The organism is Traorella massiliensis (assembly GCF_900104665.1).
Taxonomy (GTDB): domain Bacteria; phylum Bacillota_I; class Bacilli_A; order Erysipelotrichales; family Erysipelotrichaceae; genus Traorella; species Traorella massiliensis.
The window spans coordinates 160,725-184,166 of the sequence record NZ_LT629968.1 but is presented as its reverse complement, the minus strand read 5'-3'; the positions used below and the strand labels follow the sequence as shown (position 1 = coordinate 184,166).

Genomic DNA, 23,442 nt, shown 5'->3' with positions numbered 1-23,442 from the left:
ATTGTATGAAAAAATTAACGAATTATTATTTTCTTTTCATTATTGTCGTAACCGTCTTAGAAATGGTCAACGATAATATAGATCTTTTTATGAATCTTTTCATTGCTTTGCTCATTCTTTTTATTATGAAAATCATCATAAATTTTATAGAAAAGAAAATACATCCTGATGAATACAATCAACGTCTCAAAAATAAAGAAATGGAAAAAGCCTTATTATTGCTTGTGAAAAGTAGCGATATGGTTAAAGTCAGCAAATATATCAAGCTTCTGGGAAATGGCAAAAACTTAAAAGATGTTTTTATTGTCTATAAAGATAAAGAATTATGTTCTCTTAACGAATATAAGAAAAATTACGAGCACCAGTATCAGATCCTATTAGAAAAAGTATATCAGATATTCAATGATGCTTCTGTTCAAAATGTAAATCAGGAACTGATAAAACAGGAAGATAAAAATACTCAATTATTCAATGATACAATTTTGAAAATTGATAATCTTAATGAAGATATTCCTGATGAAGTTATTTCAAAGGCTTTGGATGAGTGCAGTTTCCATTTAAAAAAACTTCAGCAGTTGCTCGCTGATTACCCTCAAGAAAACGATAAGATCAAAAAGCTCCATCAGCATTATTTGCCGATCTTATTAGATATTCTTGAACAATACTGCAAGATTTCCCAAGTAAATGGTGATACTAAGCAATCCAAAGAAAATCTGATAAAAACGATCGATCTAGTAAATACAGCTATTCAAAATATTACTTCCAGCTTGTTTGAGAAAGATGAGCTTGATATGAATGTCAATATGAATGTTTTAGAAGACTTATTAAAAAAAGATGGCTTGATTGACGATCAGCTGACTTTATCCATGGAAGAATTATATAAGAAAATAAAGTAGGGGTGGAAGCATGAGAAAATATAAAATTCCTATTATTATCATAATGTGGGTCATATATGGGACACTCAATGACTATTTAAGCATTTTAGATCATGATCTGATCTCTTTGATTCCTGTTGTGATTACGATCTGCCTGATCTTTGATTTTTATCCAAGATCACTGCAATTTAATAAATATCGGAAGTTAGAAAAAAATGTATTAAAAAAATTAGAAATCAGCAATCCTTTAGATTTGAATGGTCATATACAGCTTGTTAAAAATGGACATGAATTTTCAGATATTGATGTGTATTATAATTCTGAAAGAATATGTGCTTTATCTGACTTTAAAGAAAAATATGATGATAGATATAAAGCATTATTAACAAATATCATAAATACAGAAGTCAAAATGCCTGAAAGAGAAATATCAAAAGAAAAACAGGCACTACCTTTTGAAAATACGATTGAAGCCATTGATTCTTATAACATCGATATTACCGATGAAGAAATCTCATTAGGGCTTTATAATTGTTCCAATCAGCTTAAATATCTTCAAAAACTATTACTAGAATACCCTTTGGAAAACGAAAAAATCCATAAGCTGGATCAATATTATTTACCTATCCTTTTAGATATTCTTCACAATTACTGCAAAGTAAGCAAAACTGATGAAGCTGCTGCCTTAAAGAAGAAATTAAATCAAACATTGGTTTTAGTCAATGAAGCTATAAAAAATATTACCCGTTCATTATTTGATGAAGAAAAATTGAATTTAAATGTCGATATGAGTGTTTTAGAGAATCTTTTAAAGAAAGATGGTCTGGTTGTTGATGAAATGAACAAAGACCAGGTAAAAAGCGTTTATGGAGGAGTAGCATGAGCAAGAATAACAATAAGGACCTTTTTGATACTATTGATAATTACTTCTCACAGATCAATGGAGAAGAAATCGCTCAAAAAGTTTCAAGCAGTGTTAATAACATTTCTAAAAATATCTCTGAAACCATTGAGGATTCTTTAAAAAACAATGGCTACAATAATTTTTCTGAGTTTGTTGATGGTGAGTTTCGTGATAAAAAAGGCAGCAAGCCTCACTTTTCTAAATTTTTAAAAGAATATTCTTCTCGTCTTGAATATGTCAGAGAAGCTATTTCTAGCGTTGAATATGAAATCAAATATCGTGGCTATTTTAAAGAAGGTCATCAGGAAGCATTACATGATATTCAATTGCTTTTAGATAGCTATACAAATAATTTAGATGACTTAGAAAAGCGTATCAAAGCACAAATCAAAGAAATCAAACTACGCAGTTCCCATTATAAAAAAGCGTACGTTAACGGCTATATTAATGGCTGTGAATATGTACAAAAAGCCATTCACCGAAGCAAACGTTTCATGATGGATAAGATTTTAAATGAGGTTTTATAAACAAAAGGCCGGTTACGATATCCAGCCTTTTTTTTATGCAACATTTCTTTAATTATACTCTTTCAATGATGATCTGATCTAAATATGCATGCACTTCCTCATAATTTTTAGGGTGGGCATTGGAACGCTGAGAAGCCGCTGCATAGCTAGCCCCTGCCAGACGCAATACCTCTTCATCTCTTAACCCGTTTTCAAGTCCTACAACAAAACCGGCTACAAAAGCATCACCAACACCTACCTTTGATTTAATTTCTAAATCCATTGGTGTACAATGCAAGATCTTATTTTTCGTAATTAAATAAATCCCCTGGTTTTCATGAGACACACATAACATTTCACAATTCTGACGGATAAAATTACGTCCCATTGAAGCAATTTCTTCTTCACTTAAACGAGCATCAATATGATTTAATTTTGCTAGATCAGCGCTCGTGATCTTTACGATATCCGGATGTGCTTCTAAAGATGGTAATAGATATTTCATACTGGTATCTAAAAAAACTAAAGCCTCATTTTCTTTTGCAATTTCAATGATCCTTTTATATGTATCTAAACCACAGCCCTTTGGCATTGAACCACTGATCACAAGAATACATCTTTCATCAAGATGACTTCTAAAAAAGTCTAACAGCGCTTCCAGCTCATCATTCAACACAAAAGGTCCTTCCTCATTAAATTCACTGACACCATTTTCATCAAATACTTTTAAATTTGTTCGTGTATTACCAAGTATTTCTATCATATGATGATCAATGTCTTCTCTTCGCAGAAGCATTTCAATAAAGGTTCCTGCAGAACCACCTAAAAAACCAACAGCAACTGATTTGTGATTTAAAGCCTTGATATCTCTTGAAACATTGATTCCTTTGCCTCCTGCATCATTTTCGATATGTGTCAGACGATTCATCTGATTCAGCTGAATTTTTTCAACATATCCCATTTTGTCAAGAGCAGGATTTAATGTACATGTATAAATCATAGACTTTTACCCCTCCCCCGATTATTCCCTATTTTATCACGTTCTATCAGACGTTTTCAACTCTTTCTGAAAATATGAGAAATCATGAATTAAATTTCAATAGTTCATGAAAAAAAACGCATGCACCTGCATGCGTACACCTTTACTTAAGTCGAAAGCTTTTCGAAGCTAAACGATAAGTCAGGATTAAGGCAATAATGATATAAGCAATGGTCAGACCAATGACCCATATACCAAAATAATGTGAATCAATTCGTTGCATAAAAGCATAACAAACAAAATAAGTAAAGGCTGTTATTACTGTATACAATGGATTTTTCATTTCTACTTCACTATTATACGGCTGAAGCAAGTAATAAAGAGCCAGATAATGAACTGAAAAGAAAATGGATAAGCAAATAATCGTTACCGGTAATATAACATAATCAAAAACATTTGTACTGCCACCGCTTACTACTAATAATAAAGTCAATCCCAATGCAATAACAGCCGCCGGACGCAGATTGATAAGAATCAGGCTCTGCAAACGTTCTTTAAACATTCCAAGTATTGCGGAAGGCTGACGATAAAAACGATAATGAAGCATCGCATTGTCACAATTGATAAACATCGCCTTAGTAGTCGATTCTCCACGATTGATCAAATACATAAGGAATAATGAATAAGGTAAAAAACTAATTAGATAAGTATTGATGCCGATTCTTACAGGCTCTACTAAAATAACCGCCAGCAAAAGAAAAACGATTACTGCTAATGAACCAAGAGCGATTCGATTCGCAGTTTTTGTCAGTAATCGTTTATGACGCTGTACAAAAATCTGGTTAAGATAAGCATATCCTTTCTTAGAAGTAGTAATATGCTCATATTCAATTTTCTCTGTGAAAACCTTATTTCCTTGTTTTTGGACCTGTGCCAGATCAAAAACAATATTATCCGGTTTTAATAATTCTTTATAAATAGACGCATATCCTTCAAACTTATATAAATAAGCTACTGCTGCTAAAGATACAACCAGCATGATTCCACATAAAATATAGTATATCTGCATCGACATATACATTGAAAAGAAAAATGGTACAAAGGCTGCCCCAAGAAAGATCAGACATAAAACAAGTTTTAAGATATCTCCTTTATTTTCATTATAAACTTTCTTTTGACTCTTTTTTAAGAGCAAGCCAGCTATAATGAATTTACATGCAACGACCAGTAAAGACAAACTGAGACAAGAAATAAAATCAAGCGGAATAAACATTTGGATTAAAAACGCCGCAATCCCCATTCCAGCTAAATTTTTTAACTGGAAATAAAGAAATTCACTCAAAGCTATTTTTTTAGCGTCCATTCTCATCAGACAGATTGCATAATATTTATCCTTGGTAGGATTCAAGAGTGATGTATTCAACAAGCCTCCAATCAATGTCATGAAGAAGAAAAGATGAAAAGAAGCAGCCAAATCAACAGATGTTTCCATCATCATCGATGGAATTGTAAATATTAAAAACAAATAAAGCAACTTCCAGATAAATAATGTCGCAAATTCATAAAGAAAAGCTAAACATTTCGCAAAGGTCTTTAACCCTTTTTTCGCATAAATATCGTTTGGTATCAAACGTTTGATCAATGGAAAACGTTTTAAATAATATAGAAAAGAATTTGTGCGATAAACATTTTTTAACTGAAATGAATAAACAAACTCATTCATCATCTTCACCCTTTAATTTAGAAATGATCATATCCTCAAACATATCCCGATTTTCTCCCTGACGATCGATTTTCTCTAATTCGCCATGTGTCAGAAGTATGATCTCATCACAAAGATCTAAAGCCAATTCCATGATATGTGTAGAAAAAATTAAGATATGTTCTTTTGATATATCTTTTAAAAGCTGTTTCATCTGTGCAGCTGCAACAACATCAAAGCTTGTCAGCGGTTCATCAAGAAGAAGGATCTTTGGATTAAAGATAATATGCACAAGCATCATTACTTTATTTTTCATACCATGAGAATAGTCTTTTAATAAACGATCCCGATCTTCCGGTTCAATACCTACTAAATCAAAATATTCATCAATGCTTTTTAAATTCGTTATTTTAGAACGATTGATGTCGATAAAAAAATTTAAAAATTCTCTTCCTGTTAGAAAATCCGGAACCTGTGGTGTTGAATATACATATCCTATATCATCCGCCATAAGTTTTCTTTCCTGATCATCTTCAATGATTTTCATTTCTCCTTTATCATAAGGAATATCTTCACTTATACAATTGAAAAGTGTCGTTTTTCCTGCACCGTTTCTTCCAAGAAGTCCATATATCTTTCCTTCTTCAAATTCAAAGGTAATATTTTTTAAAACTTCTTTTGATTCAAAACTTTTTTGAATTCCCTCTAATTTTAGTTTCATAAAGTCCTCCTGTAGTCATCTTTTATTATATCTTTATGCTTATTCTCATCAAGTTATATTTCTAAAGTGTCATCTGCTTGCATATGCGAATGAAAGAGACTATAATGAAGTTGAAAGAGAGGAACAAGAATTATGAAAGATGTAAAATTTTTTAGATGTAATCACTGCGGCAATATTGTAGAAATGATCAATGAATCAGGTGTTCCTATTGTTTGCTGTGGTGAAAACATGCATGAGCTAGTACCTAATACAAGTGATGGAGCAGGAGAAAAGCACGTGCCTGTTGTAAATGTTGAAAAAGATAATGTCGTTGTTCGTGTTGGCAGTGTAGATCATCCAATGCTTCCAGAACATTATATTCAGTGGATTTATGTACAAACTAATTTAGGTGGTATGAAAAAATATCTAAATCCTAATGAAGGACCAACGGCTTCATTCAAATTAGCAGAAGGTGAAAGTGTTGTAGCCGTTTATGAATACTGCAATTTACACGGTCTTTGGAAAACAACTCTATAAGCATAAAAAAAGCGAATCAATCCTGACTCGCTTTTTTTTCGTTCAATGTTTCATCGATTTGAATGGCAATATCCTGATTTTTTTCTTTAAATTCTTCAATCAGATTTTCATATTCTTCCATCAAATCATTAAATTCACCAAAATCTTCATCATCTAGTTTGATTGTTTCCATAATATGCTTCCCTTACCTTCTTTGCGATATGTCGTGCATCTATTTCATATTTGTCAAATAACTCAGCTGGCTTACCACTTTCTCCAAAAGTATCCTGAACTCCGATCATCGTCAGCTTAGCAGGATAGTTACGGCATAAACAATCAGCTACCGCACTTCCTAAGCCGCCAATAACAGAATGTTCTTCAGCTGTAAGGATAATCGAATGCTTCTGTGCCATTTCAATGATCGTTTTTTCATCTAATGGCTTGATCGTATGAATGTTTAAAATTGTTGGTATGATCCCTTCTTCTTTTAATAATTCACTGGCTTTTACAGCTTCCAGCACTTCCAAACCGCTAGCAATGATTAAAACATCTTTGCCTTCTTGGATCACATCGGCTTTTCCGTATTCATATTGATAACTTTCATCATGTACTTGTTCTGTAGCCAAGCGACTCATTCTTACATAACATGGTCCCTTGATATCCGCTATCGTTTCAATCAGCTGTTCACATTCAATCGCATCCGCTGGCTGAAAAACCTTCATACCCGGAATTACACGCATCAATGCCATATCTTCTATACATTGGTGACTGGCACCATCTTCCCCTACGCTCAAACCTGCATGTGTTGCACATATTTTCACATTTAATGAAGGATAGCCGATGCTATTACGAATCTGTTCAAAAGCTCTTCCTGATGCAAACATTGCAAAGCTGGAGGCAAATACGGTTTTGCCGCTTGCTGCTAACCCTGCTGCTACACTCATCATATTTCCTTCCGCTATTCCCATATTGAAGAAAACTTCCGGTTTTACTTTTTTAACACTTCCTGATTTTGTCGATCCTGACAGATCCGCATCTAACACAACAATATCATCTCTTTGCTGTGCTAATTTCATTAAAGCTTTTCCATAAGCTTCTCTAGTCGCTATTTTTGACATCCTACTCACCATCCAGTTCTTTCAATGCCAATGCACATTGTTCTGCATTTGGTGCCACTCCATGCCATGCAGATTGGTTTTCCATAAATGATACACCTTTTCCTTTGATCGTATGGGCAAAGATCAAAGTCGGCTGTCCTTTAATCGTCTTTGCCTGTGCAAAGGCTTTTCCTATTTCTTCATAGTTATGCCCGTCAATCTCAATGACATGCCATCCAAATGCTTTAAACTTCTCATCTAATGGTGATGGATCCATGACGTCATGTATACTGCCATCAATTTGCAAACCATTGTAATCTAAGATCACACACAAATTATCCAGTTTATAATGAGCAGCTGCCATAGCGGCTTCCCATACCTGACCTTCCTGACTTTCACCATCTCCCAATAAGGCATAAATACGGTGATCATTCTGATCCAGTTTGTTCGCCATTGCCATCCCTACAGCTGCACTAATTCCCTGTCCCAAAGAACCTGTCGACATGTCAACACCATCTACGGAAAGCATATTCGGGTGCCCTTGTAAGTTTGAATTGATTTTTCTAAAAGTCATCAATTCCTCTTCATCGATAAATCCTTTTTCACTTAATACCGCATATAATAGTGGTGACGCATGTCCCTTGCTTAAGACAAAACGGTCACGATCGATTCCTTTTACATTATCTTGATTAATGTCCATGACATTAAAGTATAAATAGGTGATCATATCTGCACTTGACAGGCTTCCTCCCGGATGTCCGCTCTGCGCACTTGTTACCATCTTAATAATATTCTTTCGAATATTTACAGAATGCTGTTTCAACTCTTGTGTTGTTAACATAGGTTCCTCCTCTAGCTTAGTACATTATACTTGATTCTGAGGATAAATGGTAGTCATATGAAAGTATTTTTCAGATATTCAATACTTTTTTCTATCTTTATTAAAAAAAGCATCTCTAAAGGATGCTTTAATTTTTTCCAATTCCTAAGATACTATATAATATAGATATACATATTGCTGTCAAAATGGTTAAACCAAATGATGCAATTTGAAAATCAGGTTCTAACACCATCACAGCTAAATATAAAATCACTCCATTGATGACCAGCTGAAACAGTCCTAAACTCATGATCGTGATTGGTAAAGCCAATACCGATAAAATAGGTTTCACAAACTTATTTAATAACGATAATACAATAGCTACTAAAAAGGCTATCGAAAAATCACGAACATATACGCCATCAAAAAGATAGCTCATCAGCATGATCACACCTGCTCCTAAAATAAGTTCTAAAACAAAACGAACAATACCTTTGCTCATAATATCACCCTCACTTTTGAGCAGTATTGTACCATAAAATCTGATGAATGCAAAGTTTATAACAATTTTGATATTATAAAAATTCAGATGAATATGTTATAATAATTCAAGGAGTGTGAAATTATGAAATATGATGTTGTAGAAGCGGTTGTGGAAATTCCATTCCGTTCAAGAAACAAATATGAAATTGATAAGAAAACCGGTAAAATCAGATTAGATCGTGTGCTTTATTCAGCTATGGGTTATCCTACTGAATATGGAATCATTGAGAATACCCTCGCACCTGATGGCGATCCACTGGATATTCTCATTATTGGCACAGAACCAACATATCCTGGCTGTATCGTTCCTTGCCGTGTTGTAGGCTATCTAACGATGATCGATAATGGTAAGGAGGACTATAAACTGATTTCAGTTATCGATTGTGATCCACGTTACGATGAAGTCCAGGAATTAAAAGATGTTTCCTCTTTTACTTTAAAAGAAATTCATAACTTTTTTGAAAACTATAAAACATTAGAAGATATCGAAGTAACGGTAGGCGAATATCACGGAAAAGAAGAGGCTCTTCAACTAATTGAGGATTGCAGAAAGGCTTATTTAGATAAATAATTCGATTTACAAAAGCTACCGTGAAGTGAAAAGTTAAATTCTACTTTAAAAAGCGACAAAAAAATGTGGAAATTAGTCGTTCATCATTTCTAAAATGAAATAGTTATCAGGACAGACGGATAGTTATTTGCTTTTTGTTATTGTAGGAATTACTGTTTCAGGTATATAATATTATTGACGATAACATAAAAAGGCCGCAATAAAGGATAGGAGAATTTAGAAATTTTTTTGGCTGGAAAGACTAAATTCTACTATGTTTTGTTTGAAAGACCGTGAAGCAGCTGGTTTTTAATTCATTATTTTTTCAATAAGTAGGGCTTTAGAATAATGTTATCTTTTTCGATTCTGGTAATTCCAAAATCGTTGAATTTCTTCATGAGTTCAGGATGAAGAAATTCCATCAGCTCAATGGGTGACTTTCCGTTGAGCTTTTCTTTTGACATCGAGTTAATATGCGACAGTGCAGTATTCAAGGCTTTCTGAGATGTTAGCCCCAGAGCTCTTAAATCTGTTTCTTTTGGAAAAATGTAGCGCAGTTCAATATGATTGTTTTCCAGGGTTGCCTTTTGTGTGGACTGCATCGGATCACAGTAATAGACACGGGTTCTTCTTGCTCCGTTTTCTTTTTTTTCAATTCCTTCTGCATCGGCCATTTCGCTTCCGTGGTCTGTCAGAAGAATTTCAACTTCTTCATGGAAAAGTTCGCTGCCTAAAAGATTTTCTAAAGCATTCACGCCTGAAACCATCGCTTCCTCTGTTTTCTCTTCGTGAAGGATGCCGAACAGGAAGCCGTATTTCACAAATTTGAATGTCTGAATAAATGGACCATTTGATATATCGTTGTATACCGTATCCATCTGTACGATTCTGGCGTCCTCATTCTCGGAGAGATAGTTACAGTAATCCTTATAGGTTCTCCCTTTCAGGAATCTTCTGTCTTCACGCTTTTTTAAAGCGGCTTTCTTAGACTTGAATTTTTTTCTGGATACCTGGCGTCTTAGGTCCATAACACTGATTCCGACAATACTGAATACGCCTGTTTCGATATAAGTATAGAGGGTTCTTTCAGTAATTCCTAATTCCGGATGAGCCTGAATGATTTGATAAGGGGACTGGCCCTGATCAAGAAGCGGTTTGACAATTCCGCCCATCTTTTTTGCCTCCTCTGTTGTCAGGTTCACGCCCACTCTTGAATCGACAAGCGTATTCCTGTACTCTCTGTGAGCTGTTTCGGGCTGATAGACATATTTATTGAATCTGCAGGAATGAAATTTTGAACAGCCATTGCAGGCCCCGGGACTTCTGTCTCTTCGTGAGCATTTAAACCGGATATAATCAGGGCATTCCAATTTACAGCTGTGATTATGAGAGCATTTGGATCGGTTCACACATTCCAGAGGAAGATTGCATTTATAAGTCAGGACCCGATGAAGCCTGATTTCCTTTCCTATGGTAGACTTGTCTTTACCGATGACTTGTGCAATGGCCGTATGGGTGGCACCATTACGAATACTTGATTCAATAATTTTTCTTTCATTTTCGGTCATATGTTTATTTTTATTTGTGGCAGCCATAAGGGCCTCCTTTCTTTGTGATTCTGGCTGCTTCCGGTCATTTTCAATATGACATATTGAAAGAGTAAATTCAACATGAATTTTGTGAAAGATTAAATTCATCTCTTCCTATATTAAAGTAGAATTTAACTTTTCACTTTACTTTACAAAAGCTACATAAAATTTATCTTGATTTTTATGCAAAGGATTGCTATAATATTAAAGCAATTCAAATGCGCGTGTGGCGAAACTGGCAGACGCACCAGACTTAGGATCTGGCGGTTCATCCGTGGGGGTTCGAGTCCCTTCACGCGCACCATATTGAAAATATTCCTTAAAATCGGACTTCCTGAAAGATTTTAAGGATTTTTTTTATTTTATTTTTTTACCACAATTTTGGCATTTTTCAGGTTTTTCCTAAAAATTACCACAATTTGCAAAAAAATCTAAAAATTACGCCCCAAAAAAATTACCACAATTTTCATTAAATTAGGCTGTCTGGCATGATATTCAACAGATTATTTGCAGAATCTACTTTGGACTGAAAATCTAAATGTGAATAAATATTGGCGGTTGTCGAAATGTTCGAGTGTCCTAGCCACTTTTGAACTTTAACCAGATTCTCTCCCTTCGCCAGCATTAGTGTTGCACATGTGTGGCGGAGATCATGAAAGCGAATATGTCTTGCACCATGTTTCTTAAGATGTTGATTAAAATGCTGAGTGATATACCCTGGTTTGATTCGATTACCTAATTTATCAACGTAGATATAATCCAAATATCGAGGATTGTAGCTTCGACCGGCAATCCTTTTATTTTTTTCCTGATCTGCTTTCATTTTTATAAGTAAGTCTTCAAATAATTTCACCAATGGAAATGTTCGTTCACTTGATATGTTCTTAGGATTATCTCTTTCTATTTCTATTACTTTTCCGTTAATCAGACCATTCGTTACAACACTGCGTATCGTCAGCGTATGGTTTTCAAAATCAATATTCTTCCATTTGATTCCTACAATTTCCTCTCTGCGTAGCCCATAATATGCTGCAAAATACACTGCTATCTCTAACGGATCACCTTTGAATATCTTAAATAATTCTGTTAGTTCTTCCTGTGAATATGAAGAACCTCCCGTAAATTTTACTTTTTTTGGTTTGATGACCCGATCTGCAGGTTTTTTTTCAATCAGCTCTAAATCGATTGCATATTTCAATGCCTGATTAATATTGTTGTGTCTTTTCAAAATAGTATTTGGTGATAACCTTTCAACTTCTTCTTCATATGCGTAATAGTTTTGTAAATCTATCGTAGACAGCTCATTCAGTTTAATATTCCTTTCTCTGAAATAGGGAGCAATCTTAGAATTTACTGTCATATAATAAGTACCATAAGTATTTAATGCTATGCTGTTTTTTACTGCTCTTAGCCAAATAAACAAAAAGTCAGCAAATAGCATATCTGATGTAATTGGTATAAATTTATTTTGTTCATCTTTTTTATGTTTTACTTTCTTTCCTGTTTTTGCTTTTTCTAGTTTAACTTTGTTTTTGCCTAAATCGCTATTCAGATACTTTTTTAGATTTAACTTTTCTCCTTCATTCGGAGTTTCAAAAAGATCAATTAAGTTTTCCATCAGTTTTGCAGCATTACGTTTATTTCCTTTCACTTTTAGTTTGGTAGATACTGAAGAAAATTTACGTTTTCCTTGGACATCATAATAAACGATAACGATATGCCAGATACCATTTATTTCCTTTATATATCCAGATACTTCCTTTTTGCCAGTTTTTTTATTCATTCATATCCCTCCTAACATTTGATCGTTCACTGGCAGTATTATTTTAGTATCAACCAGTAACAAAAGCGAGTTTACTATTTTTGATTTTGTACATTTTCGACTAAATTGATGATTTCCAGGTATCTCAAGACATGATACTTTGGAATATAAAATTTACGACCAATTTTAATATGATCAATTTTATTTTCATTAAGCAACTTATAAGCACTTTTTTTACTTATGCCACCCAACATTCTACATAATGTCTTTACATCAACTACATCAGGATATTCCTTAAACACACTGTTATAATTTTCTACGTTGATTTCCATAGTCAAACTCCTTTAAATTACATATTTATAATTAAATAAATCTAAATAAATATCAGGTCAGTAACTTTTACAATCTGATTTCTAATTCAAATTTAACTAATGATATATGCCTAAGCTATTTAATAGTGCCTTATCTACTTCTTTCATCTCTAATTCATTTAAAGAAGTAATCTTCGATAATATTCTTCTTTTATCAATCGTCCTTATCTGTTCTGCCATTACGATTGAATCACTGTATAGTCCATCTCTGCTTACAATGTATACATGAGTAGGAAGTGAAGGCTTATGATGTGATCTTTTCGTCAATACAGCAATAACCGTAGTATGACTGAAATAGTTTCCTACATCATTCTGAACAATCAATACGGGTCGAATTCCTCCCTGCTCGCATCCACGTGTGGTTCTCAAATCCGCATAATAGATTTCACCACGCCTCATAAATAGAATCCTCCTTTCACATCTATGTATGGAAAGCCAGATAAATCTGACTTTCCTTTTATAATATGTTTTCTGCAGTGCAACCGACTGCCTGGCTAGAGCAGTCCACAGGAATTTCACCTCCGGGATTCTCACCCAGATATTGTCACTGAAAATGGACGAATATGAGTATCATTATATCTGATGCCTTTCACGGCCTACTGGCAGCTACCGTTTTAAGATCAAGTATTTCTCGCAAGCGTACTCATCTAAGGGCTGGGACATCAACAACGTAATTGCACTGGTATTCAGTTTTCAAAGATCATAAAGGTTGCCCTTCACTTATTAGCCGACGAAAACTGCCAAAATATTGAAACTGCTGATTATTTTTTATTTTTTTTCTAATAACCCTTATACGGTAGCGAACAGTATCTTCCTTTAAGCCCATCATTTCAGCAATTTCCTTCACTGTATATCCGATTACCTTAAGATAAAGAATATCCATCGTCTGCTGATTGAGTTTTTTTAGGAAATCATACAGTTCTTCATCCTGAAGCTGATCCAGAATATCATGAAAATCACGAACAGGCAGAGAAGCTACTGGCGATTCTATCTGATTCATATAATCAAATCCAGTTACCTGTCTTTCCCTATATCGTCTTTCTTCGTTGAACTGTTTCCAGTCATAATCACGCAACTCATGAATCTCTTCTTCAGACAACCCATATTTTTTTAATAACTTTTCTTCATTATTTTTCCATTTTCTCCATTTCTTTTCTTCAGAACTTTTATTATAGGACATATAAGCCTCCTTTCTTTCCACTAAAGAAATGAAAGAAGGTGGTGCACGTATTCTGCACCAAATATTATCAGCAGGGTTTTCTTAAATTTTCTTTAAAGACTATACTGATTTCATTTATGTACGCAATAATATAGTTCTTTATACTGCTGAAGCATTGAAGACTGCAAATATTGAAGATGTTCCAATATAAAGTACAGTAAAATAAATAATGATTTTTATTTTTCATGTTTGTTTTCCTCCTGATGACGTATCTTCACCAGTAAGAATGAAAACAATATTAAAAAAATTCGGATTCTTTTAATTTTTTTTGTAGTATTTTTTGAATCTTTTTCTTTCGATCAAAAACAGTAGTATTTGGTATTCCAAGATACTCAGATGTTTCCTTTATCGTCATCTCCTTTAAAAATATGCAAATTGCGATATCTCTATATTTATCATTCAAATTATAGATTTCTTTTTTAGCCAATTCTGCAAGATCATGAAGATATATTTTATCAATAGGATTATTCTGTGTTTTATTATCCATAATAAAAAAAGTAGACTGATCAATATCCTTATAACTGATAATCGATCTTTCTACTTTAATTTTAATTTCATATCTAATCTTATCGTAACTACTTTTAAACAATTTATATACTTCTTCCGAAACTTCTATAAAATCATTACCTATTTTTATGAAAAACCTCTTTCTTTTTTTACAATCATCATAGAAAACTTTAAAATTTGATTTTTTTAAATTATTATAAATATTTGTTTCCTCTACTATTTTAAAAAATAGTTTGATCTTCATCAAACTATTCAATTTAACAAAATTTATTTGAAATTATCTATAGTGCTTTCTACGAACTTACTAGAATTAGTAAATTAGGATAATTTCTTAAACTTGTTTAAACTTTCTGGTTCTTTTACTTGCCCTAGTCCAAGTAAACAGGTGCTATTTACTGTATAAATAGTCAAAAAAGAAAGAACAAAGGCAAATGAATTACATAGTGTTTTAGTAATGATATTTTTCATAATCATATCCTCCTTATGCTTTTATTTTAAACTTCTAAACTAAAAAATAAACTGATAATGATTAAGTAACAATAATTTAGCATAACAAGCAATAATACTTTTAATTATAATATATAACTATACTTTTTTTATAATTTTAGTATATTGATATACTATTTTTAATCTTTTTATCAATTACATATCTATATTTTGCTTATAAAATCTAATTATAGATATTTGGAGGACATAATGGTTACTAATTCAACAAATGGAATTTACAAAGCTATACAATCAAAGGGACTAACTGAAGAAGAATTAGCTAAAAAAATAAAATTAGAAAAATCTATAATAATCGGTATGGAATCTGGAGTAAAGTTTCCTACTATCGAAACATTAAAACGGATGAGCATCATATTAGACAAAAGATGTGATGAATTATTAACTATTGAGGAGAAGAAGCCTTTAAGTTTAAATGGATTGACAGATGAACAAGTAAAAATTATCTGGTCCCTTTATAAAGAGCTAACAAAGGAGCTAACTATATAAAAATCAAGAGAATTAGATGAAAAAGTTTGAAAATATAAAATTTCTAGTTTTGTATGTTAGCTGGAGCTGTTCTTTGAAAAGTGAATAGTGATTTGTACTTTTTGGGCATGATGAAAACAACCTTGATGAAGGGAATTTCTAAAATTTGTTTGAAGTTAATTATTTATCTTAACAAATCAGGATTAAATGGCTGATTCGTAGTGACTAAATGATAGATAACTCTAAGCAGCTTTCTTACACAGTGTCCTTGAGCACAGCGATGTCCCTTGCCTTGAGAGATCTTAAGCTGATAGTATTCCTTGAATACAGGATTGCATCGAATAACTGTCAGTATGATCTGATACAAGGTCTTTCGAAGATACTTTGATCCTTTCTTGGCAATAGCTGTATGCTGTGCAGCAAACTGACTTGATTCGTAATGGTAAGGGGCCACCCCTGCAGCCTTTATGATTTTTCTTGCATTAGAATAGTTGCTTATATCTCCTAATTCCGCTAAAATAGAAGTACCAGAGAAATGAGAAATTCCTGGTATGGAGAGGATAGGAGAGTTTGTCTTGAGCGAGAACTCTTCTATTTTTTTATCTATTTCAGTAATTTGCTCATGGATCAATTCTATTTGATCGACCAGATGTCTGATCTGAATAACGTCTGCTGATGAAGGAATTCCAACAGAGGATTTTGCACGATCCTTAAGCATTTCAGGGGTTAAAGAAATACGTCTTCCTCTGCCTTTGTATTCAAAGCATCGACGAATCCTTCTTATATCAGCATTAGCGATAGCTTCAGCACTGCCAAAAGTTTTAAGCACCGCCATATATACACGGCTATATTTGGAATCAAACAGACTGTTGAATTCAGGGAATACAATATCAATACACCTTTGCAGGCGGTTTGAGTAGACATTGAGCTCTTCCTTCAGATTATGATGATGTCTGGTTAACTGTTTCTGTTCATAAAGATCGAAGCTGTTAACTTTCGTGATACGATACTGCTTTTTACGTTCTGGAGTATCCAGGACATCACAAATAGTCAAAGTGTCGAGCTTATCATTTTTGGTAATACCACCTTGCATTTTACGGGAAAAATCAGTGGTTGTAGGATTGATAAGAGCAACGGAGAAGTTTCTATCCAGAAGAAATCTCAACAAAGCAAAATGATAGTGTCCGGTATCTTCCATACCAATTAAGATAGATTTTTTAGAGTAAGGTTTAAGATTTTGAATAAGCAGATCAAAGCCATGTTTATCATTAGAGAAAGAAGCAGGGTGAACGATAAGTTCTCCGGTATCTTTATCCATGATACAAAAGAAGTGTTTATTCTTTCCAATGTCGATTCCAACTAATTTCATGATATAAAATCCTTTCTTTAAAATACGTGAAAATGGTATCCACAACACTTAAACCACAAAACCTGGTTCAAAATACGAATTCAAAGACTCATCTAACTCATCATTATTTAGGAATAAGGTGTGGTAAGAACCTCCTTAAAGTAGTCAAGCCACAAGGAATAATACAAATCCACATTCACATTATTCAATTTTACAGATTAACAAAACCGTAATCAACCACGGTTTAAAGGGTTGATAGAAAGGAAAAGTATACTGTAAATGACTATTAAATGAGTCATTTATAATATACCAGGAATAATATTAATATCATGAATATAGCAGAAAAAATAAAATATGTAAGAAAGAATTTACTTGGCTTATCTCAAGAAAAATTTGCTGCTAAACTTGGCGTATCACCTGCAAGTATTAAAAATTGGGAAGGAAGCATCTCAACACCAACTGTAGATCACCTACTAATGATATCTTTAATATCAAGCGTTTCTTTACAATATTTAGTTTTTGACAATTATCCAGAAGAAATAACGGCTAATAAGCTAACAGACGATGACTATACAACTATTGAAGCTGTAATTAATCGATTTAAAATAAAAAATAGAGGATCAAATAATGAAAAAAGATAGAATTTATGAATATCTATTAATGAATGGCATAAACATGGAAAAAGAAGTTTTTGACTACGGATTTATGATTTTTTTAACATATATGGAATATATATTGATTATTATTCCTATTTCATTGTTTTTGGATATATGTGAATATGTTGTTATTTTTCTTCTTCTTTTTATTCCTCTAAGAAGATATATTGGAGGATATCATATGTCAACAATGAAAAAATGTTTTATCGGAAGTCTTATCCTAGCTTTATCAATACCGATGATAGCAATCAAAATAGGAAGAATACCATTTATATTAAGCTGTTTCATTTTTATTATATGTTTAACTATGACTAATAGAATAGGAGTACTTGATCATCCAAATAAACGAGTTTTAGCAATAGAAAAAAAGGTATATGGAAAAAGAGCGGAATTAATTGAAATAATATATATTTTTCTGTATTTAATACTATATAACACAAAATACAACTATATTGGAAACATAATTACATTACTATTTATTTTTTTTATCATAAGTTTTATATTGTCGAAAAAGCAAAATAAGAACAAAATCCAGTAACTTGTCAAATAAAATTCATTGATGTAAAATACAAATAAGCAGTATTGTAGGGGGATTTCAAATAGTGAAGATATTAATATTTGAAGACAATGTATCAGATTTGAATAATTTATTAGAATGTATTAAAAATTTTTTTGCCATAGAAAATATACAATATGAAATAAAAATATGTACTGATTCTGAGCAAATTTATAAATATTCTATAGATTTTGATTTAGTATTTCTTGACATTGAAGGTAATACTGAAAACGGCATTGATATAGGTAGAAATATTAGAAAAATAAATCCAGATATTAAACTTATTTTTATTACTAATTATTCTAAATATCTAATAGACGGATATAAAGCAAATGCAAATCGTTATTTTTTAAAGCCTATAAATCAAGATATTTTTAACATAGAACTAAAAGATGTAATAAACGATTATTTATTAAATAATGTACAGTTCACTGACTATAAAATATATCCTAAAAAAATATATGTAAAAAATATTCTTTATGTAGAATATAGGGGTAGAAAAACATATCTACATCTTTTTTCTGGAGAAGTATTAGAAACACCATATTCGCTAAAATATTGGATTGATAAGTTACAATCGTATTATTTTGCACAATCTTATAAATCATTTTTGATTAATTTAAGGTATATCAGTAGTTTAACAGATATTGATATTATTCTACTTAATGGAGAAAAAGTCCCTCTATCTCGAACTTACAAAAAAAATCTAGAAGAAGCATTTCTAGAAAGTTTGAAGACTATGATTTAAATGAGGTTAGTACAATGATTATTAACATGCTAATTGGAAATCTTTTACTACTAATTAATTTAACTATTTTTTCGATGAAGGTACTTAGTATAAAAAATATAAATAAATATTTATTACCTGTTTTTATCTTCATAGGTATTATCATTCTATCTTCTAGAAGCTATCCTAGTTTAAAACTGATGGGGACTTTTTCAATGATTACTTATTATATTATTTTTGTTTTTCTGATATTTACTGGTAGTCCTTTAAAGAAAATCCTTACTTTAGTTTTATTTCTTTCTATTGCAACACTTTCCGAAGTCCTTTCTGCTAATATTATGAATCTAGTTTTTGGCTTAAATGAAAATAGTATAAATACTCACTTATACACCATTGCTTTATTACTTTCTTCTATTGTCACTTATACCTTACTAAATCTTTTAAGTAAATTTATCAATATATATATTAAATATCAGTTGCCAAAAAAAATATGGTTAATTTTTATATTGCCTCTAACCACGATACTACTTCTTATCAATTTAAATGAGTATTTTTCTACCTTCCGAACCAATGCTTTACTTGTGCCGATTATTTTAGGTCTACTAATAGCTAATTTGATAACAATCTATGTTTTCTTTCAGTCAATTAAAAGCATTCAGTTAGAAAGTGAAGTAAGAGAGATACAGTCTAAATATGATACAATTAACACTCTTTATCAAAATAACTTTGATTTTCTTCATAATACAATATGGAAATTAAATCAAATATATAAGAAAGCAGAAAATATTAATGATCTAGAATTATCAAAAGAAATTGATGAGTTAAGTAATGACTTATTAAAAAAATATAATATAATTAATACAAACTCATCTATCATTAGCTCAATACTGAATTACAGATTAAACGAAATTATTGAGAATAATATCCTAGTCAAGTGTGATATTACTTATAATAATTTTTCTTTTTTAAATAAAAAAAATGAAATCGAGTTATTTGCTACTCTAATTAATAATGCTATTGATTCATGTTTAGCAACAAAAAAAATAAAAAAAATGGTGTTAATATCTTCAAATAAAATCAATCAACAAATTCTTATAAAATGTATTTATTCATATTCAGACAGCTATAAAGATATTAACTTTAACCAACTGTCAATAGTCGGTCAAATATTAGAAACGAATAATGGTATTATGAATACTTTTAAAGATTCAGATAATTATTTAAAAGTGATCATCTCTTTCAATAAACCCAATATTACTATGAAATAATAAACTTATATTGCTAATATTAAATTTCTACTATATACTACATATATACAAATTATGCAAATTTATTATTAAAAATTGGTAGGGCAATTTTCTCCTACCAATCTTAAATAGTAAATCTAACATTATAATTTATATAAAAGCCAGTCAATCTATTTCTTATCATACTGATAAAGAATATTTATTATTCCTCCAATAAACATCAACCAACTCATAACATAAATTATATCCATATGATCATTCATGTATCCTTGCCATGTCAAAAAATTTTGATTAGTATTAGATATAATAGAATATGCAACATTTATTATTACAATGATGAGAATACCAATGATTATAAAAATATAATCTAATTTACTTTTCGAAATATTGTTAGATAACCTTTTTATGAATTTCATAATTTAAGCATATATAAAATTTTTTACTTCTTCCAATCCTACAAGAACCAAAGCGGTTCCTTGTCCACTTTTTATTCCTAAAAAGTATTCATCAAATGTATAAGTAGCAATTACTGGATGATACTGAATAACACATCTTGAAACACTCTTTCCATTATGTGTATACTCACATGGGACCTCATATGTATCAGAAAATGACACTGTTTCAGTTGTACTAAGACCCAACTGCATATTTACATCAGCACCTCCAATAGCCAACACCCCACTGATTGATGTTGTATAAGAATATTTTAAAGTTAAATGCTTAGTTGTACCTGCGCTAAAGCCTGACTGATGTACTAAATAACCATCAATAGAAGTTTTAGTATGTTTTAAATTTCTAATTGAATAACCCGGCATAGCATAAGGAGATAGAGATTCTTCATTAACATCAAAAGATTGAAGCACAGGCATAAAAGTAACAACAGTTGAATACTCTTCGTCTTCGTATAATGTTTGTGGTTTATATGGTATAAATTCAAATTCATCATTAGCTTTTATTGAATTTCCACAACTAAAAAATAAACAGAAAACCAATATCGGTATGTAAAATAATTTTTTCATATAGTCCTCCTTTTTCCATACGTTAATCAATAGTGAGAAAGCTTTAAAGATAAAAACACATGAGCAATTATCTCTAATTAGAAAATAATAAAAGATCTTTTACTAAATATATAATACATTCTTTTTCCCAATAATTCTATTTTAATTGCATAAGTGACAATTATATTGTATAAGTCGCAATTTTAATATAATATACAAAACTTTAATCGAATAATTGAATTCAGACGCTAATGTTTTAAATACAATATTAAATAGCCAGTTAAATAAAATAAATAATAATAGAACAAATATCAAAACAGTTATGAAGTACACTGATTTTAATTTTATGTCACTTTATGATCTAATGGATTTATTCTCTATTCCATTATCTTTTGGTATTTCTTCTACAAAATGTTTGAGCCACAAAAACGAAAGGTTATTTATTAAATCAATAGAAAAAGATAAGCATGTATTAATTCAAATGTTGTTTCCATTTAAGGAAGATTTTAATGCTAATAGCCTTGAAAGTGAATTATATGATATAGTACTGTCATATGATGGAATATTTTTCAGAAAGAAAGATTTTAATAAAGGTCTTATAAGTATTACCATTTTATTTGATAAGAACTAAATTAATTATAATATTAATAGATAAACATAAAACAACTATACATTTAGTTAATTTTTTTCTGCATCTTAATCAAAAAAAGTGCATGATAAGCAGAACATATTGTTTATGTTTTATTTACATGATATATAGTAATTACAGTAGAAATTATTAACAATTGCAAGAAAGGACATGAAATTATGATATCATATTTCATTGCGAACAATAGAATAATCTTAGAAATAAAATCAAACAAATAAATAGTATTTTTATTATAAATTATATATGTCTTTTTGACTATCTTTTTATATCTTCTTAAATGTCCGCAAAGCCTTATTTTATAGGCTCTACGGGCATTTTGCTTTTGTGGTAAACCTCACATATCTAGGTCTATCTTCTTATATTTTCGCTATCAAACGTGGTTAAAATCGTGGTAAATACTTCTTATGCGATTAGACGCTGAACCTCTGATTTTGCGGTATCTATGGACGCATGAGCGTACCAGTTCATTGTGATACTGATATTTGAATGTCCCATGATATACTGTAAATCTTTCGGGTTCATGTTCTTGCTTGCCAGTCTTGTGCAGAACGTATGGCGTAGCGTATGTGGTGTGATATGTGGCAAGGGGTTATCCTTATGGTGCTTGTTGTATTTCTTTACCATACGGACAAATAAGGCGTTGTAATCAATGGCAACTTTCGGCTTGCCTTTCTGATTGACAAATAGGAAGTTGCCCCGTCCGTCTATCACAAATGGTTCTGCCTTTGGGCGTTTCTTCATCACTCGTTGAAATGCTTGTATCGTTTCTTTGCTTAATGGCACTTGCCTTGTTCCGCTTTTTGTCTTAGGCGTTTCAATATAATAGCCTTGTTCCTTGCTCTTTAGTAACTGGTGGTCGATAACTACAACCTCATGGATAAAATCAACGTCCATGATTGTCAGTCCGCACAGTTCCGAGATACGAAGTCCAGTCTTTAACAGTATCAGCACATCATCATAATACTTGTGATACACATTGTCCGTCTTGATGAATGACAGTAGGACTTGTTCCTGTTCTTCTGTCAATGCGACTTTCTCTTTGGTATCATTTTCTAGGACTTCACTCAACTTGAAATCAAAGGGATTTTTCCTTACACAATCGTCTTGTATAGCGATATAGAATGACGCTTTTAATGAGCGTTTATAATTGTTAATGGTATTGTAGGAAAAGCCTTTGTCTTTCATGCGTAACGCCCATTCCTTAGCGTCAGAGAGCTTGATTGTGTCAATGCTCCTAGCACCTAACTTGTCCTCTTTTAATAACCGCATGAGTTGTTCCCGTTGTTTCTGTGTGCTTTTCTTCACGTTTGCCCTCTGTGCGTTCTGTTTGGCGTAAAGTTGGCAAAGCGTCATTTTCTTGCCTGTGCTGTCGATACCGTCCTCAATATCCCGTCTTATCTGCTGTTCCAGTTCTCGAAGTGAGGGTTTTTCCCGTTTTCCCTTTGGTGTCGGGTCTGTGGGTGTCAATCTCCAGGCATACACATATTTTGTGTTTCCAAATGCGTCCACATATTTATATAAGTATTTCCCGTCTGTTCGTTGGCTCTCTCCAGTATGCAGGATACGTCCTTTGCTATCCCGTCTTTTTTCTTTCATGGTGTCTGCTCCTTTCCTTGTTGGAAAGAGCCTTGATATGACTTGTGTTCATC

27 protein-coding genes and 1 tRNA gene are annotated in these 23,442 nt (G+C 31.9%); 11 read left to right on the top strand and 17 right to left on the bottom strand.

The features are described from left to right. Positions 1–5 precede the first annotated feature (5 nt). The 3 genes from BQ5367_RS05375 to BQ5367_RS05365 are packed head-to-tail and all read left to right on the top strand — an operon-like array spanning position 6 to position 2,306. A complete protein-coding gene (locus BQ5367_RS05375; RefSeq protein WP_071441515.1) occupies positions 6–896 on the top strand; it encodes a hypothetical protein in 891 nt (296 codons plus the stop codon). Positions 897–906: 10 nt separating this feature from the next. Then, positions 907–1,758, top strand: coding sequence for a hypothetical protein (locus BQ5367_RS05370; RefSeq protein ID WP_071441514.1), 852 nt, complete (start codon positions 907–909; stop codon positions 1,756–1,758). Next, positions 1,755–2,306 carry a hypothetical protein gene (locus BQ5367_RS05365; RefSeq protein ID WP_071441513.1) on the top strand — a complete coding sequence of 184 codons (552 nt, stop codon included), beginning with the start codon at positions 1,755–1,757 and terminating at the stop codon, positions 2,304–2,306. The genes BQ5367_RS05370 and BQ5367_RS05365 overlap by 4 nt, the downstream gene beginning before the upstream one ends. Before the next feature lie 52 nt (positions 2,307–2,358). Here BQ5367_RS05365 and BQ5367_RS05360 read toward each other — a convergent pair whose 3' ends face one another. From BQ5367_RS05360 to BQ5367_RS05350, 3 genes are all read right to left on the bottom strand, one after another. Next, positions 2,359–3,285, bottom strand: a complete 927-nt coding sequence (locus tag BQ5367_RS05360; protein WP_071441512.1) for a 1-phosphofructokinase family hexose kinase — start codon at positions 3,283–3,285, stop codon at positions 2,359–2,361. Between the two features lie 142 nt (positions 3,286–3,427). Then, entirely contained in the window at positions 3,428–4,987 is a 1,560-nt protein-coding gene (locus BQ5367_RS05355; RefSeq protein ID WP_083383174.1) for a hypothetical protein, read from the bottom strand. Next, on the bottom strand, positions 4,980–5,687 hold the full coding sequence (locus tag BQ5367_RS05350; RefSeq protein ID WP_071441510.1) for an ABC transporter ATP-binding protein: 708 nt from the start codon (positions 5,685–5,687) through the stop codon (positions 4,980–4,982). The genes BQ5367_RS05355 and BQ5367_RS05350 overlap by 8 nt, the downstream gene beginning before the upstream one ends. A 132-nt stretch (positions 5,688–5,819) precedes the next feature. On the opposite strand from BQ5367_RS05350, the gene BQ5367_RS05345 reads away from it, so the two are divergent. Further along, entirely contained in the window at positions 5,820–6,203 is a 384-nt protein-coding gene (locus BQ5367_RS05345; protein ID WP_071441509.1) for a desulfoferrodoxin family protein, read from the top strand. A 16-nt stretch (positions 6,204–6,219) separates the two neighbouring features. On the opposite strand, the gene BQ5367_RS13475 is transcribed toward BQ5367_RS05345, so the two are convergent. The 4 genes from BQ5367_RS13475 to BQ5367_RS05330 all read right to left on the bottom strand — a co-directional run bounded on the left by BQ5367_RS13475 (position 6,220) and on the right by BQ5367_RS05330 (position 8,601). Continuing rightward, the gene (locus tag BQ5367_RS13475) at positions 6,220–6,375 is read right to left on the bottom strand and encodes a hypothetical protein (RefSeq protein ID WP_154667079.1); all 156 of its coding nucleotides are present in this window, start codon (positions 6,373–6,375) and stop codon (positions 6,220–6,222) included. After that, the gene (locus BQ5367_RS05340; protein WP_071441508.1) at positions 6,353–7,300 is read right to left on the bottom strand and encodes a transketolase family protein; all 948 of its coding nucleotides are present in this window, start codon (positions 7,298–7,300) and stop codon (positions 6,353–6,355) included. Before BQ5367_RS05340 ends, BQ5367_RS13475 begins: the two co-directional genes overlap by 23 nt. A 1-nt stretch (position 7,301) precedes the next feature. Further along, complete coding sequence (locus BQ5367_RS05335; RefSeq protein ID WP_071441507.1) at positions 7,302–8,120, bottom strand: transketolase; 819 nt, start codon at positions 8,118–8,120, stop codon at positions 7,302–7,304. A gap of 127 nt (positions 8,121–8,247) precedes the next feature. Continuing rightward, positions 8,248–8,601, bottom strand: coding sequence for a phage holin family protein (locus tag BQ5367_RS05330; protein WP_071441506.1), 354 nt, complete (start codon positions 8,599–8,601; stop codon positions 8,248–8,250). A 123-nt stretch (positions 8,602–8,724) separates the two neighbouring features. Between BQ5367_RS05330 and BQ5367_RS05325 the strand changes: the two genes are divergently transcribed. Then, positions 8,725–9,213, top strand: coding sequence for an inorganic diphosphatase (locus tag BQ5367_RS05325; protein ID WP_071441505.1), 489 nt, complete (start codon positions 8,725–8,727; stop codon positions 9,211–9,213). 296 nt (positions 9,214–9,509) lie between these two features. Here the strand turns inward: BQ5367_RS05325 and BQ5367_RS05320 are convergent, their stop codons facing one another. Further along, positions 9,510–10,787 carry a helix-turn-helix domain-containing protein gene (locus tag BQ5367_RS05320; protein ID WP_071441504.1) on the bottom strand — a complete coding sequence of 426 codons (1,278 nt, stop codon included), beginning with the start codon at positions 10,785–10,787 and terminating at the stop codon, positions 9,510–9,512. 214 nt (positions 10,788–11,001) lie between these two features. On the opposite strand from BQ5367_RS05320, the gene BQ5367_RS05315 reads away from it, so the two are divergent. Further along, positions 11,002–11,085: transfer RNA gene (locus tag BQ5367_RS05315), tRNA-Leu, on the top strand. Positions 11,086–11,250: 165 nt separating this feature from the next. On the opposite strand, the gene BQ5367_RS05310 is transcribed toward BQ5367_RS05315, so the two are convergent. The 6 genes from BQ5367_RS05310 to BQ5367_RS13255 form a co-directional block, all read right to left on the bottom strand. Further along, complete coding sequence (locus tag BQ5367_RS05310) at positions 11,251–12,564, bottom strand: site-specific integrase (RefSeq protein WP_071441503.1); 1,314 nt, start codon at positions 12,562–12,564, stop codon at positions 11,251–11,253. Between the two features lie 74 nt (positions 12,565–12,638). Next, positions 12,639–12,875: a helix-turn-helix domain-containing protein gene (locus BQ5367_RS05305; RefSeq protein WP_071441502.1), complete on the bottom strand. Its 237-nt coding sequence runs from the start codon at positions 12,873–12,875 to the stop codon at positions 12,639–12,641. Positions 12,876–12,971: 96 nt separating this feature from the next. After that, on the bottom strand, positions 12,972–13,313 hold the full coding sequence (locus BQ5367_RS05300) for a type II toxin-antitoxin system PemK/MazF family toxin (protein WP_071441501.1): 342 nt from the start codon (positions 13,311–13,313) through the stop codon (positions 12,972–12,974). Positions 13,314–13,614: 301 nt separating this feature from the next. Continuing rightward, positions 13,615–14,094 carry a helix-turn-helix transcriptional regulator gene (locus BQ5367_RS05295; RefSeq protein WP_071441500.1) on the bottom strand — a complete coding sequence of 160 codons (480 nt, stop codon included), beginning with the start codon at positions 14,092–14,094 and terminating at the stop codon, positions 13,615–13,617. Positions 14,095–14,371: 277 nt separating this feature from the next. Beyond that, positions 14,372–14,884: a hypothetical protein gene (locus BQ5367_RS05290; protein WP_071441499.1), complete on the bottom strand. Its 513-nt coding sequence runs from the start codon at positions 14,882–14,884 to the stop codon at positions 14,372–14,374. 74 nt (positions 14,885–14,958) lie between these two features. After that, entirely contained in the window at positions 14,959–15,108 is a 150-nt protein-coding gene (locus BQ5367_RS13255) for an AgrD family cyclic lactone autoinducer peptide (RefSeq protein WP_161940473.1), read from the bottom strand. A 228-nt stretch (positions 15,109–15,336) separates the two neighbouring features. Between BQ5367_RS13255 and BQ5367_RS05285 the strand changes: the two genes are divergently transcribed. Continuing rightward, positions 15,337–15,633, top strand: coding sequence for a helix-turn-helix domain-containing protein (locus BQ5367_RS05285; protein WP_071441498.1), 297 nt, complete (start codon positions 15,337–15,339; stop codon positions 15,631–15,633). A 163-nt stretch (positions 15,634–15,796) separates the two neighbouring features. On the opposite strand, the gene BQ5367_RS05280 is transcribed toward BQ5367_RS05285, so the two are convergent. Next, positions 15,797–16,981 carry an IS110 family RNA-guided transposase gene (locus BQ5367_RS05280; RefSeq protein WP_071440703.1) on the bottom strand — a complete coding sequence of 395 codons (1,185 nt, stop codon included), beginning with the start codon at positions 16,979–16,981 and terminating at the stop codon, positions 15,797–15,799. A gap of 308 nt (positions 16,982–17,289) precedes the next feature. On the opposite strand from BQ5367_RS05280, the gene BQ5367_RS05275 reads away from it, so the two are divergent. The 4 genes from BQ5367_RS05275 (at position 17,290) to BQ5367_RS05260 (ending at position 20,167) form a co-directional block, all read left to right on the top strand. Next, positions 17,290–17,601, top strand: coding sequence for a helix-turn-helix domain-containing protein (locus tag BQ5367_RS05275; protein WP_071441497.1), 312 nt, complete (start codon positions 17,290–17,292; stop codon positions 17,599–17,601). Continuing rightward, positions 17,588–18,154, top strand: a complete 567-nt coding sequence (locus BQ5367_RS05270; protein WP_071441496.1) for an accessory gene regulator B family protein — start codon at positions 17,588–17,590, stop codon at positions 18,152–18,154. Before BQ5367_RS05275 ends, BQ5367_RS05270 begins: the two co-directional genes overlap by 14 nt. A gap of 64 nt (positions 18,155–18,218) precedes the next feature. After that, entirely contained in the window at positions 18,219–18,920 is a 702-nt protein-coding gene (locus tag BQ5367_RS05265; RefSeq protein ID WP_071441495.1) for a LytR/AlgR family response regulator transcription factor, read from the top strand. 14 nt (positions 18,921–18,934) lie between these two features. After that, entirely contained in the window at positions 18,935–20,167 is a 1,233-nt protein-coding gene (locus BQ5367_RS05260) for an ATP-binding protein (RefSeq protein ID WP_071441494.1), read from the top strand. A 398-nt stretch (positions 20,168–20,565) separates the two neighbouring features. On the opposite strand, the gene BQ5367_RS05250 is transcribed toward BQ5367_RS05260, so the two are convergent. Together BQ5367_RS05250 and BQ5367_RS05240 are read right to left on the bottom strand one after the other, a co-directional pair. Continuing rightward, positions 20,566–21,165, bottom strand: coding sequence for a hypothetical protein (locus BQ5367_RS05250; RefSeq protein ID WP_071441492.1), 600 nt, complete (start codon positions 21,163–21,165; stop codon positions 20,566–20,568). 1,030 nt (positions 21,166–22,195) lie between these two features. After that, positions 22,196–23,389 (bottom strand): site-specific integrase, encoded by a 1,194-nt coding sequence (locus tag BQ5367_RS05240; protein WP_070421219.1) that lies wholly within the window; start codon positions 23,387–23,389, stop codon positions 22,196–22,198. Between the last annotated feature and the right edge of the window lie 53 nt (positions 23,390–23,442).